Annotated in this window: 13 protein-coding genes and 3 pseudogenes; 7 read left to right on the plus strand and 9 right to left on the minus strand. The window is 72.7% G+C overall.

Features of this window, described 5'->3' with window-relative positions; translation table 11 throughout:
• Positions 1-36: 36 nt before the first annotated feature.
• From ACFWJ4_RS09170 to ACFWJ4_RS09185, 4 genes are all read right to left on the minus strand, one after another.
• On the minus strand, positions 37-696 hold the full coding sequence (locus tag ACFWJ4_RS09170) for a zinc ribbon domain-containing protein (RefSeq protein ID WP_380541141.1): 660 nt from the start codon (positions 694-696) through the stop codon (positions 37-39).
• 94 nt (positions 697-790) lie between these two features.
• Complete coding sequence (locus ACFWJ4_RS09175; protein ID WP_380541144.1) at positions 791-1,084, minus strand: hypothetical protein; 294 nt, start codon at positions 1,082-1,084, stop codon at positions 791-793.
• 199 nt (positions 1,085-1,283) lie between these two features.
• A complete protein-coding gene (gene lepB / locus ACFWJ4_RS09180; RefSeq protein WP_380541147.1) occupies positions 1,284-2,342 on the minus strand; it encodes a signal peptidase I in 1,059 nt (352 codons plus the stop codon).
• A 63-nt stretch (positions 2,343-2,405) separates the two neighbouring features.
• Positions 2,406-3,002, minus strand: a complete 597-nt coding sequence (locus tag ACFWJ4_RS09185) for an XRE family transcriptional regulator (protein ID WP_359900727.1) — start codon at positions 3,000-3,002, stop codon at positions 2,406-2,408.
• A gap of 121 nt (positions 3,003-3,123) precedes the next feature.
• Between ACFWJ4_RS09185 and ACFWJ4_RS09190 the strand changes: the two genes are divergently transcribed.
• The gene (locus ACFWJ4_RS09190; RefSeq protein WP_380541150.1) at positions 3,124-3,480 is read left to right on the plus strand and encodes a hypothetical protein; all 357 of its coding nucleotides are present in this window, start codon (positions 3,124-3,126) and stop codon (positions 3,478-3,480) included.
• Between the two features lie 3 nt (positions 3,481-3,483).
• On the opposite strand, the gene ACFWJ4_RS09195 is transcribed toward ACFWJ4_RS09190, so the two are convergent.
• On the minus strand, positions 3,484-3,645 hold the full coding sequence (locus tag ACFWJ4_RS09195) for a hypothetical protein (RefSeq protein ID WP_380541152.1): 162 nt from the start codon (positions 3,643-3,645) through the stop codon (positions 3,484-3,486).
• 205 nt (positions 3,646-3,850) lie between these two features.
• A complete protein-coding gene (locus ACFWJ4_RS09200; RefSeq protein ID WP_380541155.1) occupies positions 3,851-5,014 on the minus strand; it encodes a magnesium and cobalt transport protein CorA in 1,164 nt (387 codons plus the stop codon).
• 528 nt (positions 5,015-5,542) lie between these two features.
• Between ACFWJ4_RS09200 and ACFWJ4_RS09205 the strand changes: the two genes are divergently transcribed.
• Entirely contained in the window at positions 5,543-6,877 is a 1,335-nt protein-coding gene (locus tag ACFWJ4_RS09205; protein WP_380541158.1) for an NAD(P)/FAD-dependent oxidoreductase, read from the plus strand.
• Positions 6,878-6,921: 44 nt separating this feature from the next.
• Here the strand turns inward: ACFWJ4_RS09205 and ACFWJ4_RS09210 are convergent, their stop codons facing one another.
• Positions 6,922-7,842 carry a RimK family alpha-L-glutamate ligase gene (locus tag ACFWJ4_RS09210; RefSeq protein ID WP_380541161.1) on the minus strand — a complete coding sequence of 307 codons (921 nt, stop codon included), beginning with the start codon at positions 7,840-7,842 and terminating at the stop codon, positions 6,922-6,924.
• Between the two features lie 271 nt (positions 7,843-8,113).
• Between ACFWJ4_RS09210 and ACFWJ4_RS09215 the strand changes: the two genes are divergently transcribed.
• Positions 8,114-9,715, plus strand: a complete 1,602-nt coding sequence (locus ACFWJ4_RS09215; protein ID WP_380541164.1) for an ABC-F family ATP-binding cassette domain-containing protein — start codon at positions 8,114-8,116, stop codon at positions 9,713-9,715.
• A 58-nt stretch (positions 9,716-9,773) separates the two neighbouring features.
• On the opposite strand, the pseudogene ACFWJ4_RS09220 reads toward ACFWJ4_RS09215, so the two are convergent.
• Positions 9,774-9,923: pseudogene (locus tag ACFWJ4_RS09220) on the minus strand (SAM-dependent methyltransferase); the annotation flags it as partial.
• Between the two features lie 91 nt (positions 9,924-10,014).
• Between ACFWJ4_RS09220 and ACFWJ4_RS09225 the strand changes: the two are divergent.
• Positions 10,015-11,169 carry a tyrosine-type recombinase/integrase gene (locus tag ACFWJ4_RS09225; protein WP_380541167.1) on the plus strand — a complete coding sequence of 385 codons (1,155 nt, stop codon included), beginning with the start codon at positions 10,015-10,017 and terminating at the stop codon, positions 11,167-11,169.
• A gap of 55 nt (positions 11,170-11,224) precedes the next feature.
• On the opposite strand, the gene ACFWJ4_RS09230 is transcribed toward ACFWJ4_RS09225, so the two are convergent.
• Positions 11,225-11,416, minus strand: a complete 192-nt coding sequence (locus tag ACFWJ4_RS09230; protein ID WP_380541170.1) for a helix-turn-helix transcriptional regulator — start codon at positions 11,414-11,416, stop codon at positions 11,225-11,227.
• Positions 11,417-11,438: 22 nt separating this feature from the next.
• On the opposite strand from ACFWJ4_RS09230, the pseudogene ACFWJ4_RS09235 reads away from it, so the two are divergent.
• The 3 genes and pseudogenes from ACFWJ4_RS09235 to ACFWJ4_RS09245 form a co-directional block, all read left to right on the plus strand.
• A pseudogene (locus tag ACFWJ4_RS09235) lies at positions 11,439-11,945 on the plus strand (DUF5131 family protein); the annotation flags it as partial.
• A gap of 85 nt (positions 11,946-12,030) precedes the next feature.
• Complete coding sequence (locus ACFWJ4_RS09240) at positions 12,031-12,417, plus strand: DUF5131 family protein (RefSeq protein WP_380541173.1); 387 nt, start codon at positions 12,031-12,033, stop codon at positions 12,415-12,417.
• A 434-nt stretch (positions 12,418-12,851) separates the two neighbouring features.
• A pseudogene (locus ACFWJ4_RS09245) lies at positions 12,852-13,031 on the plus strand (Rieske (2Fe-2S) protein); the annotation flags it as partial.
• Between the last annotated feature and the right edge of the window lie 100 nt (positions 13,032-13,131).

A 13,131-nucleotide genomic window follows, 5' to 3' on the forward strand; every position in this document is an offset into this window, starting at 1 on the left:
GCTCCGGGGGCGCCCCGCCGTCCCGCGGACGAGGTGTCAGCGTCTCGTCCCGCAGGACGGACAGAACGCGGCGCCGTCCGGGACGTCCTTGTGGCAGCTCGTGCACTGGACGGGCTGCGCCAGCCGGAAGCCGCAGCCGGGGCAGAACGGCGTGCCGTGGGTCTCGGTGTGGCACTGCGGGCAGACCAGCTGACGCGGCGCGTTGACGTCGAACTCGGCCCCGGACTGCTGACCGGACTTGTACGCGCGCTCGGTGACCGTGTCGTTGAGGCCGCGGTGCTGCGCCGCCACCGCCTCGGCCGCGGTGTCCGGGGCGCAGGTGTGGCACAGGCCCTGGGCCGGGTCGAAGCAGCGGCCGCAGACGTAATGAGTGCACCGGGCGCAGCGGTTGAAGTGGGACTGGGCGTTGCTGATGGCCCGTTGGAAGGCCGCGTCCCGCGAGGTGCCCCAGGTCTGGCCGGCCAGACCGTCCGCGGCGTTGCTGATGGTGTTGGCGTTGCCGCCGATGAGGTTCCAGGCCGCGCTGACGCCCTTGCCTATCCAGCCCGCCATCTGACCGGTCCGGAACGGCTCGAACGCCGAACGCCAGGTGTCCGAGCAGCGGTAGCAGGAGAACTCGAACTGGAAACCCGCGCCGGTGCCGTGCTGCTCGCACAGGTCGCGGTAGTTGCTGCTGAAGTAGATCTCCGAAGTCACGTCGTCCCCGGTCGCTAAGTGGCCTGTCGGCGGTCGATCCCGGGGACGACGGGGCCCGCCGAACGGTTCCACCGGGAACGTCCGACCGGCCTGCTCAGAGCCCGGACACCGGCAGCAGCAGCACCCGCGCCGGGTCGAACGGCTGCCAGAGCGCGGGCTGTCCGCCGCGGCCGATGCGCAGCCGGCACCAGCACTGCCCGGCGGCGTCCTGCCACCACGCGCTGATCCGGCCGAGCGCCCAGCCGCCGTCCCCGAGGTCCACCTCGACCGGCTGGTAGACCCAGCGGACGTCCCGGGCCGCCGCTTCCGGTCCTGCCTGATCCGTTCCCGCCGGTTCCGGCCCCGCCGGACCTCCGGCGTCCCCGGGGCTGCACTGATTCTCCATCACGGCTCCGCCTCCCGACCCGGACCCGGCCGCCGGGCGCCCGCTCGGGGGGGCCGGCCGCCGGGCGTTCAGCTCACCTCCTGAACTCTACAGGCGTGTAGATGTCAATGGGAGGAGTTCCGTCGAAGCCGATCGAAGCCGATGGAAGCCGATCGAACCCGATCGAAGCCGGTCGGCCGGGTTCCGGGAAGGCGAGCCGGCCTCAGCGGTCCTTCCGCGCCGAGCGCCGCCGCTGCCACAGGGCGAGCGGCACGATGCCGGCCAGTGCGGCGGCCTCCGGCACCGGCGGCGTCCCGAACGGCGCGCCGGCCGCGCCCGCCGCCCCGGCCGGCACCTTGTCGAAGGTGTCCGGGACCGGCAGCGTGGACCAGTCGGACAACGGCCAGGCGACCACGAAGGCCCGGCCGACCACGTTGTCCACCGGCACGAAGCCGTCGCCGGTCTCGTTGTGGTGCCACCGGGAGTCCCGCGAGTTGTTGCGGTGGTCGCCCATCACCCACAGCTTGTCCTTGGGCACGGTGACGGTGCCGACCGGGTCGTTGTCGCAGGGCGTCGCACCCGGGAACAGGTACGGCTCGTCCAGCGCGACGCCGTTCACCCTCAGCGGCGAGCCCGCCTCGCACTCGACGGTGTCACCGCCGACCGCGATCACCCGCTTGATCAGGTCCTTCTCGTCCGCCGAGGGCATCAGGCCGACGGTGCTGAGCGCCTTCTGGACGGTCCCCATCACGGAGTCGCCCGAGACCGTCGGCGTGCCCTCCAGCCAGCCGCCCGGATCGCGGAACACCACCACCTCGCCGCGCTCGGGCTCGGCGCCGAACCACGGGGTGAACTTGTCGACCAGCACCCGGTCGCCGATCGCGAGGGTCTGCTCCATCGAACCGGAGGGGATGGAGAAGGCCTGCACGAAGAAGGTCTTGATGCCGAGCGAGAGCAGCAGCGCGACCACCAGCAGGATCGGCAGCTCCTGCCAGAACGGGCGCTTCTTCCGGGGGCGCTCGGCCTCCTCCTCGGCCGCCCCGGGAGCGACGGCCGTCCCCGCCGCGACGGCCGCCCCGGGGGCACTGCCCTCCCCGGGGGCCGCTTTCCCGGGAGCACCCGCGCTCCCGGGTGCACCGATCCCGCCGGGAGCACCGGCGCCCGCGTCCGCACCCTCCGCCACCGCGCTGCCCGTCCCCGGCTCCGCCCGGCCGTCCCCGGCCTCCGCACGCTCCCCGGCTCCGCCGCTCTCGCCGGACTCCGCGCTCTGCTGCACAGTCATTTCCTCGGCCCCTCCCGATGGCCTGGCGGGAGCCGGTAGGAAGACCCCCTGTCAGGAACGAACCTACCGAACAGAGGTTCCCGGGCGCGCCCTGACGTGGATGCGCTCCCCCTGCGGCCCGAACAGGCTGAGGAACTCCACCGGCTGCTGCCCCGCGTTGCCGAAGGCGTGCGGGGTGCGGGTGTCGAACTCGGCGGCCTCACCGGCCGTCAGCACCAGGTCGTGGGTACCGAGGACCAGCCGCAGCCGTCCGGACAGCACGTACAGCCACTCGTACCCCTCGTGGACCTTCAGCTCCAGCTCGGGTCCGGCGTTCCGGCCCGGCGGCACGATGTGCTTGTAGGCGTGCAGGCCGCCCAGGTGGCGGGTGAGCGGGACGATGGTCTGGCCGTTCCTGGTCACCGGGCGCGGGTGGATCCGCGGGTCGCCGGTGGCCGGGGCGCCGACCAGTTCGTCCAGCGGCACCCGGTACTCCCGGGCCAGCGGCAGCAGCAGCTCCAGCGTCGGCTTGCGCTGCCCGGACTCCAGCCGGGACAGCGTGCTGAGCGAGATGCCGGTGACGGCGGCCAGTTTGGCGAGCGTGGTGCCGCGCTCCCGCCGCAGCGCCCGCAGCCGCGGGCCCACCGTGGTGAGGACGTTCTCGAAGTCTTCGTCGGCCATGCCTGCCATTTGCCGGTACGGCAATGCCCCTTGTCAATCCGGCACACGGGTGAGGCCCCGCCGCCACCCCCGCGGGCCACACTCCGGGCGCTCGCCCGCGGCTCCGGCCTATCCTCCCGCCATGCGCATCCTCCTCACCCGGGACAGCGTCGCGGCCGGCGACGACGCCGACGCCCCGCACGCCGAGACCCTCACCCTCCCCGACCACCTGGACACCACGGCGGCGCTCACCGCCCTCGGCCTCCCCCGGCCCCGGCTCCCGCTGATCGGCGGCGGCCGCGCCACCTGGGTGGTCCGCACCGCCGACGGCACCCCGCTGGCCGTCCTCGCACAGCAGTGGCCGCAGCCCCACCCGCTCCCGGCCGGCGCCGGCCCGCTCGACCGCCTGGCCGGAACGGACGGCACCGTCCGGCTGCACGTCGAGTACCGGCGCCAACTGGACCCGGAATCCGAGTACGAGCGACTGCTGCCCGGCTGATGTCTAGGGTGCGCCGTGGGCCCAGAGGAAGAAGCCGTGCACGTGCACCCACCGCGCGATCGGGTCGAACCAGTCCGTGAAGGCGAACAGCAGCAGGCTCACCGCCCCGCCCAGCAGCAACCCCATCACCACGGCCGCCGTCATCATCCCCGCGATCGCCCGCATCCGGACCCCCTCCCCGCTCCCGTGGAAGAGTCCCCCTCCGATCCCGCGCCGGCACCGAACGTCCTTGGAACGAGGCCGAGTTGTCACCGTCCGGTGAGGAAAGCGGAGTGCGGGGTCCACGCTCAGAAGCGGCCCCGGGCCCCGGGCCCCGGGGGCGCGGGGCCCGGGGGCGCGGGGCCCGGGGCAGCGGGCCCGGGGCAGCGGCCTACAGCCAGTCCCGCTTCTTGAACACCAGGTACAGCCCGGTGCACACCAGCGCCATCAGCCCGATCGCGAACGGGTAGCCGAAGACCCACTTGAGCTCCGGCATCGTCTCGAAGTTCATCCCGTACACCGTTCCGATCAGTGTCGGCGCGAAGAGGATGGCCGCCCAGGAGGAGATCTTCTTGATCTCGTCGTTCTGCGCGTGCCCCGCCTCGGCGAGCTGCTTCATCTCCTCGTTCTGCCGCTGCGAGACCAGTGTCGCGTTGACGGTCAGGATGTTCTGGAGCATCTGCCGGAAGCCGTCCACCCGCTCGGCGGCGTAGGTGGCGTGGTCGGCGACGTCGCGCAGGTAGCGCTGGAGCTCGTCGTCGGTGCCGTACTTGCCGAAGCCCGCCTCCAGGCTCTTCATGATCTCCAGCAGCGGGCGGGTGGCCCGCTGGAACTCGATCACCTCGCGGGAGAGCTCGTAGATGCGGCGGGAGACCTGCGGGTCGCCGCCGAACACCTCGGTCTCGATCTCGTCGATGTCGTGCTGGAGGCCGGCGATCACCGGCGCGTAGCCGTCGACCACGGCGTCCAGCACCGCGTACAGCACCGCTTCCGGGCCGAGCGCCAGCAGCTCCGGGTCGGCCTCCAGCCGGCGGCGCACCGCCGACAGGTCCGGGGCCTGGGAGTGCCGGACGGTGAGCACGAAGTCGGGGCCGACGAAGAGGTGGATCTCGCCGAAGTCGACCTCCTCCGCCTCGTCCAGGTAGCGGGCGGCGCGCAGCACCACGAACAGGGTGTCGCCGTAGCGCTCCAGCTTCGGCCGCTGATGGGCGACGATGGCGTCCTCGACGGCCAGCTCGTGCAGGTCGAACCGGTCGGCGGCCTCCAGCAGTTGCGCCTCGGCGGGGCGGAAGAGGCCGATCCAGGCCATCGTGCCGGGCCGGTCGGGCAGCGTGCGGTAGATGTCGGCGAGGTCGGTGGGCGCCTCCGTCCGGCGGCCGTCCCGGTAGACGGCCGCGTCGACCACGGAGCGTTCCAGCGTCACCGGCTCGACGGGCTGGTCGGGCCGGGGGTCCATCGAGTGCTCTGGCGCGGGCTGGGTGTCCGTGGGCCGGACGACGGAACGGGAGAACGGACGCTTGCTCGCGCGCACGGCGCGCACACGCCAGTCGGACATGGCGGGACCTCCACGGTGGATGCCCGGCCGCCGCAAGGGGACACGGCGGACCGGAGGCGCCCGGCCGGCCGCCACGCGCACGGCGCGACCGGCGGCGCCTCGCCGGGAGGACGAGGTCAGTGCCGCGCGGGAGCCGTACGGGAGGAGGTGTGCCGGGGGCCGCGAGTGGTGCGGGACAACCGGGGGCGGGGCCGACTTCGACCCGTACTACTGCACTCCACGGCCCTCACCTCCTCGCCTCCGCGCGCCTGCGCACCGGGAGGGGCGCCAGCACAATCCCGTCGAGTCTAGTACCCGCACGACCCGGGCCCCGACCGGGGTTACGGCCGGAGCTCCGGCCGGCGCCCGCCGTGGCCTGCGCCCCCGGACCGTGTCCGCCGCCCGCGCCTGCCGCCCCCGCGCACGCCCCACGCACGCCCCGCGGACCGTCCGGTGCCGCTGTGCGCCGCCAACGGCCCCACTGGGCAGGGCTGTTCGTCGGCAGCGAAGTGATCACGGGGAGGCGAGCACGCCACTACGCTACGTGTCATGACTTCTTCGGAGAGGGCCCCGGGGCGGGGTACGGCAGTGGTGATCGGCGGCGGGCTCGCGGGAATGGCGGCCGCGTGGGCGCTGCGCGGGTTCGCCGAGCGGATCGTGGTGGTGGAGCGGGACCGGTACCCGGCGGGGGCGGAGTTCCGGGCGGGGGTGCCGCAGGGCCGGCACGCGCACCTGGTGCTGGAGGCCGGGCACCGGCTGCTGGAGGAGATGATGCCCGGCATCAAGCAGGAACTGGTGGCCGCGGGCGCGCAGCGGGTGGCCGCCTCGGACGTCAAGTGGCTCTGCTCCGCCGGATGGCTGGCCGAGTACCCGGCGCAGGTGGGCTTCCTCTCCTGCACCCGGTCGCTGCTGGACTCGTTCGTGCTGGACCGGGTCCGCGCCCATCCCGCGATCGAGTTCCTGGAGGGCACGGACGCGGTCGGACTGCTCGGCACGGCGACCACGGTGACCGGGGTGAAGGTCCGCGAGCGCGGTCAGGAGCGCGGCGAAGTCCGGGAGATACCCGCCGAGTTGGTGGTGGACGCGACGGGCCGCTCGACCTCGGTGCCGAAGTGGCTCGCCGAGCTGGGCTGCCCGCCGGTGCCCGAGGAGCGGGTGGACGCGGGCGTCGCGTACGTCTCCCGGATGTTCCACCGCCCGGACGGGTCCGAGACCGTCGGCCGGGCGGCCTACCTCCAGACCAAGGCGCCGGACGCGCAGCGCATGGGCGTGCTGCTGCCGGTCGAGGGCGACCGCTGGATCGTCAGCCTCGCCGGGATGCGCGGCGCCGAGCCGGCGGCCGGCGAGGAGGGCTTCTCCGAACACCTGCGCCTGCTGCGCGACCCGCTCCTGCACGAGATGCTGCGGGACGCCGAACCCGCGGGCGAGGTCCGCGGCTTCCACCCCGGCCCGGGCGTGCGCCGGCACTACGAGCGCAGCTGCCCGGACGGGCTGGTGGTGGTCGGCGACGCCGCGAGCACCTTCAACCCGGTGTACGGGCAGGGCGTCACCGTCGCGCTGTTCTGCGCCCGGGAGCTCCGCCGCACCGCGAAGCGGCACGGCGGCATCGGACACGCCACCGCCCGGGCCGCACGGCGCGCCGTCGCCGTGGCGTCCAAGATCCCCTGGGTGATCTCCTGCGCCGAGGACGCCCGTTTCCCCGCCACCACCGGCGCGCCCTCCGGCGCCCTGATCGGGCTCCAGCACAGCTTCTTCGACAAGGTGCTGGCGGCCAGCACCTTGGACACGGCGGTCACCGCGGTGTTCCACGAGGTGATGTCGCTGGTGGCGCCACCGTCGGCGCTGTTCCGGCCTTCGGTGCTCGCGGCGGTCCTGCGGGCCTGAGGCGGAGCCGGGGCCTTCCGGGCACCGGCGGGATGCTCCCGGCGCTACTCGCCGAGGTGCGCGGCGACGTACGGCAGCGCCACCTGTTCCAGGCCGCGCCGGCCGAACGCGGGGTGGACGTTGACCTCGAAGACCACGCCGCCGCTCTCGGCGGCGAGGTCCACCCCCGCGAGGTCGAGGCCCGTGGAGGCGGCCGCCGCGATGGCCGACTCCGCGAGCCCGTCCGGCAGTTCGGTGTAGTCGAGCAGCGTGGAGACGGCCCCCCGGCTCTCGTTGCAGGGCGCGTCCGGGTCCGCCTGGACGTGCTCGACGACCCGGACCACGCGCCCCTGCAGCACCACCACCCGGTACTGGTGGCGGCGCCCGTCCGGGAGGACGTTCCGGGCGTCGCGGGCGATCAGCCAGTCCGCGCCCGCCCGGGCGTAGTGCCGCGCGGCGGCGTCGAGCTGCGCGCGGGTGGTGAGGTGGAAGACGTCGTCGCCGCCCATCCCGATGCAGGGCCTGGCCCAGACGTCGCCGCCGAGTGCCGCGAAGGCGTCGGCGGCGGCCTCCGGGCTCGGCCTGGAGAGCGCGATGCTGGGCATGTGCGGCACGCCGTCCCTGACGAAGCTCGCGACCGTGGCGTCCTTCTCGGTGGCCGCCCGCCACGCCTCGGCGTCGGTGCCGAGCGAGCGGGCGCCGAAGCCGCGCAGCCGCCGTTGGCAGCCCTCGAACGCGCGGCGCCGGTGCGGCGGGATCTCGTAGACGATCACCGTGTCGGCGGCAACCGCCCGGCCGCCCGCCTCCAGCCGGATTCCGCCCGCGTCGTCGGCCTCGATCAGACCGCTGCCGCCGGTCATGAAGTGCCGGGCGTCCAGCTGGACGGGTTCCCGGCCGGTCAGCGTCCGCGCGGCGGCGGCGAGCACCTGCCGGCTGCCTTCGGTCGAGCTGTGGTCGGTCAGGAGTACGAGATCGCGTCGGCCCATGCGGACATGCAAGCAATTATGCCGCGACCATGACAAGGAGGCCCCGCACGCCATCCGCCTCCGGCATGGCCGAAACCGCACCGCCCCGGGCGGACGGAGTGACACCCGGAGCCCCGCCGCGGCCGACCGCCCCGCGCCACCCCGTTAATTCGGATGCGTCCGGTCCGCCCCTCCCGCTACCGTGACCCCATGTCTACGCCCCGAATTTCCTAGCCGACGGACCGCTTCCACGCCACCCGTCTGTTCGCTAGCCTTTTCGGAGCGTCATCCCGTGATCACCACCCGTGGTGTCGACGTGCGCGTCGCCGCCCGTCTCCTGCTGTCCGACGTCACCCTGCACATCGCCCCCGGCGACCGGATCGGCCTGGTCGGCCGCAACGGTGCCGGCAAGACCACGCTGCTCGCCACCCTGGCCGGGCAGCTGGCACCCGCCGCCGGCACCGTCACCCGAACCGGAGCCGTCGGCTACCTCCCGCAGGACTCCCGCGCCGCCGACCCGTCGGTCACCGTCACCGACCGCATCCTGTCCGCCCGCGGCCTGGACACCGCCGTCCGCACGCTGCGCGCCGCCGAGGCGGCGATGGCCCGCGCCGGGACGCCGGCCGAGGAACGCCGGGCGATGGACGCGTACGTCCGGGCCGAGGCCGGGTTCCAGTCCCGCGGCGGCTACGCCGCCGAGGCCGAGGCGGCCCGGGTCGCGGCCGGGCTCGGCCTGCCCACCCACCTGATGGGCTCGCCCGTCGGCACGCTCTCCGGCGGCCAGCGCCGCCGGGTCGAGCTGGCCCGCATCCTGTTCGCCGACCACGGCACCCTGCTGCTGGACGAACCGACCAACCACCTGGACGCCGACTCCGTCGCCTGGCTGCGCGGCTTCCTCGCCACCCACCAGGGCGGGCTGGTACTGATCAGCCACGACCTGCGCCTGCTCGCGGAGACCGTCAACCGGGTCTTCCACCTGGACCCGCAGCGCGCCACGATCGACGTCCACAACACCGGCTGGGAGACCTATCTGACCCAGCGCGCCGCCGACGAGCGCCGTCGCACCCGGGAGCGGGCCAACGCCGAACGCAAGGCCGCCTCCCTGCACGCGCAGGCCGACCGGATGCGGGCAAACGTCGCCACCGCGACCACCGCCCGCAGCATGGCCCGCCGGGCCGACCGGATGCTCGCCGAACTCGAACCCGTCCGGCAGGCCGAACGCACCGCCCGGATCCGGCTGCCCGAGCCCACCCCGTGCGGCCGGATGCCGCTCGGGGCGATCAGCCTCGCCAAGTCCTACGGCGGCCGGCCGGTGCTGACCGGACTGGACCTGGCCGTGGACCGCGGCAGCCGGCTGGTCGTGCTCGGCCTGAACGGGGCCGGAAAGACCACCCTGTTGCGCATCCTGGCCGGCCGGGAGACACCGGACTCCGGCCGCGTCGTCCCCGGCTCCGGTCTGCGACTCGGCTACTTCGCCCAGGAGCACGACACCCTCGACCCGGCACTCAGCGTGCGCGACAACCTCGCCGCGGCCGCGCCCGGCCTCACCGACGGCGAACTGCGGCACGTGCTCGGCGCGTTCCTCTTCCGGGGAGACGACGCCGACAAGCCGGCCAGGGTGCTGTCCGGCGGTGAGAAGACCCGGCTCGCCCTGGCCGCCCTGGTGCACTCCGGCGCCAACGTCCTGCTGCTGGACGAGCCGACCAACAACCTCGACCCGGCCTCCCGCACGGAGGTCCTGACGGCTGTGGGCAGCTACCCGGGCGCGATCGTGATGGTCACCCACGACCCCGGCGCCATCGAGGCCCTCCGGCCCGACCGCGTGCTGCTCCTGCCGGACGGCGACGAGGACCTCTGGCACGACGCGTACCTGGACCTGGTCGCACAGTCCTGAGCTCCGACGCCGGCCCGCCGGTCCCCTGCCCGGCGGGCCGGCGTCCGGCGGGCCGCGGCTACGGCTTGCGCGCCTCGATCAGGAAGCGCGCCGAGTGGGCCACGAACGGGCCCTCGGCCCGGATCCGGGCGTCCAGCTCGCGCAGCCGGTCCCGGTAGGCGTCGACGGTGAAGCCCGGGACCATCCAGATCACCTTGCGCAGGATATAGCGGAACTGACGTTTCCGCCCAGCTCAGGGGCATGATCGACCATCCGGAGTCAGCAAAACGTCAGCAAGACTCCCGGAGGTTCCGACCACCATGGCGACCACAGGCCTCACCCGCGGCATGGGCAGCTTCTTCAAGGAGTCCGAGCACCCCGAGTCCCGCTGGAGCAAGTGCCCTCACGAGTACAAGATCAGGTACCGCAACGCGGCGGGCCGTCAGACGGAGGAGTCCGGCTTCGCCACTCAGGACAAGGCCAAGACCCGTCTCGCCGAGGTGTACCACGCGCGAAAGAACTCCCCGCAAAGCCAGCGCAAGGCCGAGCGCGTCCAGAAGTACGGAGGGATGAGTTTCTCCGACTACGTCGCCGAGTGGCTCAAGAGTCAGCGCGACCTGGGTCCCACTTCGCTGCGGAACGTCGACTCCCTTCTGAGGATCCACCTCCTCCCCGCCTTCGGCAGTCGCCGCATGGGCACATTCGACCACAAGGTCGTCGAAGCGTTTATCCAGGACATGGAGCGAAACGGCGTCGGCCTGGCCACCCAGGCCAACGCGTTCATGAGCCTGAAGGCCATCCTGCTCGACGCGCACAGGCTCGGCCTCTACGAGGGCAGCCCGCTCGACGGGGTCAAGTCGCCGCAGTACGACCCGAAGCGTGCGGTGATCCCGTCGCTCTCTCAGTTGCACCAGATCCGGGATGCGGGCGACGACACCTTCCGTCTGATCGCCAACCTCATGAGCGGCTGTGGTCTGCGCAACGGAGAGGTGTACGCCGTCAACATCAACAACATCGTCGCCGACGACGTCTACCGGGTCACCGAGCAAGTCAACCAGACCACCCGGTCCTACGCCCGTCTGAAGCACCGCAAGGCCGGCGAGTACCGGGACGTCCCACTGCCGGCCCGCACCCGGCGCTCGATCGAGGAGTACGCCGACACGTACGGAACCGTGGACGGGTACCTCCTCCGCAACCCCGTGGACATCACCCGGGCTATGCCGCACTACGTCATCGACCGCCAGTGGCGGCGGATCAAGAAGTCCGGCCTCGCCGGCATCCCGGAAGGGATGGTGCTCTACGGCCTCCGTCACTTCTTTGCGTCGAACTGCCTCAGCAACGGCATAGCGATCACCGACGTGGCGGAGTGGATGGGCCACCGAAGCATCGACATCACGTTCGGGATCTACCGCCACCTCATGCCCGGCTCGCTCAGCCGAGCCGCCCAACTCCTCGACCTCGGCCTGGCCACCTGAACACGCGGAGGGCCTGCCCTACCCAGGGCAGGCCCTCCGTCACGCGCGAACGCCGTCAGACCCCCGCTATCCGCTGCTGCTTCACCCACGCCTGGACCTCCGACAGCTTGAACTGGAGCTTCGCGTTCAGTCCGCGGCCGAACTTGTAGGGGCTCAGCCCGACCCGCGGCGCCTCTCGGTACACCCAGGCGACAGACATATTCAGGTAGGCAGCGGTCTGCTTGACGGTCATGAACTGCTCGGGCATGAGTGCTTCTCCCTGGGGGGCGATGAGCACCCGTCGGACAACGGGGCGACCGATCGTCGCCGGATCGGACAGCTTGGCCGAGCCGTCGGCCGGTGATAGGCGTCCCCGGCGAGTGCGGAGCTGTGCCCTGCCGGGTTCGACAGGGCTCCGGCGACGGAGGAGGGTTGTCCCGAACACGGGACGCGGACGCTTGCGGGGGCGGGGCCGCAGAGCACGACGGAGATCGGGAGCGGCAGCGGGCGAGCGCAGCGGGATCGAGTGGACGGAGGTGACGTGGAATCCCACGACGGGGTGTGACCGGGTGTCGGCTGGCTGCGACAACTGCTACGCGCTCACGCTGGCGAAGCGGTTGAAGGCGATGGGCGCTGCGAAGTACCAGAACGACGGTGATCCGCGGACGTCGGGGCCCGGCTTCGATCTCACGCTCCACCCGGACGTTCTGCGGGCTCCGTACGGATGGCGCGGTCCGCGGACGGTCTTCGTCGACTCGATGTCCGACCTCTTCCACGCCCGGGTCCCGCTGGACTTCGTGCGCCGGGTCTTCGCCGTGATGGCGGACACGCCGCAGCACACGTACCAGGTGCTGACCCAAGCGGGCCCGCCGGCTCCGGCGCGTGGCGGACCGGCTGGAGTGGCCCTCCAACGTGTGGATGGGCGTGTCCGTGGAGAGCGCGGAGGAACTCGACCGGGTGGACGACCTTCGCGTAGTGCCCGCCGCTGTCCGGTTCCTGTCCTGCGAGCCGCTGTTGGGCCCACTTGACGGGCTGGAGCTGGGCGGCATCCACTGGGTCATTGCCGGTGGTGAGTCCGGGCCGGGGTACCGCCCCATGGAGGCGGCCTGGACCCGGGACATCCGCGACGCCTGTGTTCAGGGCGAGGTGGCGTTCTTCTTCAAGCAGTGGGGCGGGCACACCCCCAAGGCCGGCCGCCGCCTACTCGACGGCCGCACCTGGGACCAGCTGCCGCTGCCGGTCATGGGGCGATTGCCCATCGACTGGTAGAGCGTCAGCAAGGCCACCGCTGTGCCAGGCTCCGCCGCGGCAGCCTGTAGGACGGCTCGGCACGCCGGCTCCCAGGCCGAGGAGACCGCCGCAAACAGCACCGCGTGAAGGTCCCGGGGATGAGCGCACCTGCGGCAATGCGTGCGACCACCTCCGCCACCACAGCGGGTGCGAATTGCGGCAGTTCCAGAACGTGCTGCAGGCGGTCGGCGAAGGACAGCTCCCGTGCCTGCTCGGGAAGCGGATCGCTCGCGTACCGCGCGCTGCTGACACCCAGCCCGACACCGAGCCGGTTTGCTCGACCGGCTCGATGCCAGCTATGTGTCCCAGCAGGCTCACTGTTGCGTACTGGTGGGCGGCCTTCTTGGTGGTCCGAGAGACCGCCGCGCCGTGGACCTGGGAACTGCGCCAGCCGGCCTGCACCCTGAAGACCCGTGGCGGGCAGGGCTCCAGATGCGTACATCGCTGATCACGCCGGTGAAGTTCTCCATGGACGGCCGTGCCGCACAGGGCCGATCTCCGAGAGCGAACTGGTGGAGGGCTGCCTGCGCTGCCCGTGGCACGGCAGCGAGTTCCGATTGCGGGACGGCGAGGTCGTACATGGCCCGGCCACCGCGCCCCAGCCGGCACTGGAGACGCGGGTGCTCTCCGAGCACCTGGAGGTCCGGCTCCCAGGGCCGGCTGACCGTCCGGGCCGGGGCCCGGACGGGCCCG

Origin of the sequence: Kitasatospora sp. NPDC127067 (assembly GCF_042724755.1) — a bacterium.
Lineage (GTDB): Bacteria > Actinomycetota > Actinomycetes > Streptomycetales > Streptomycetaceae > Kitasatospora > Kitasatospora lactacystinica.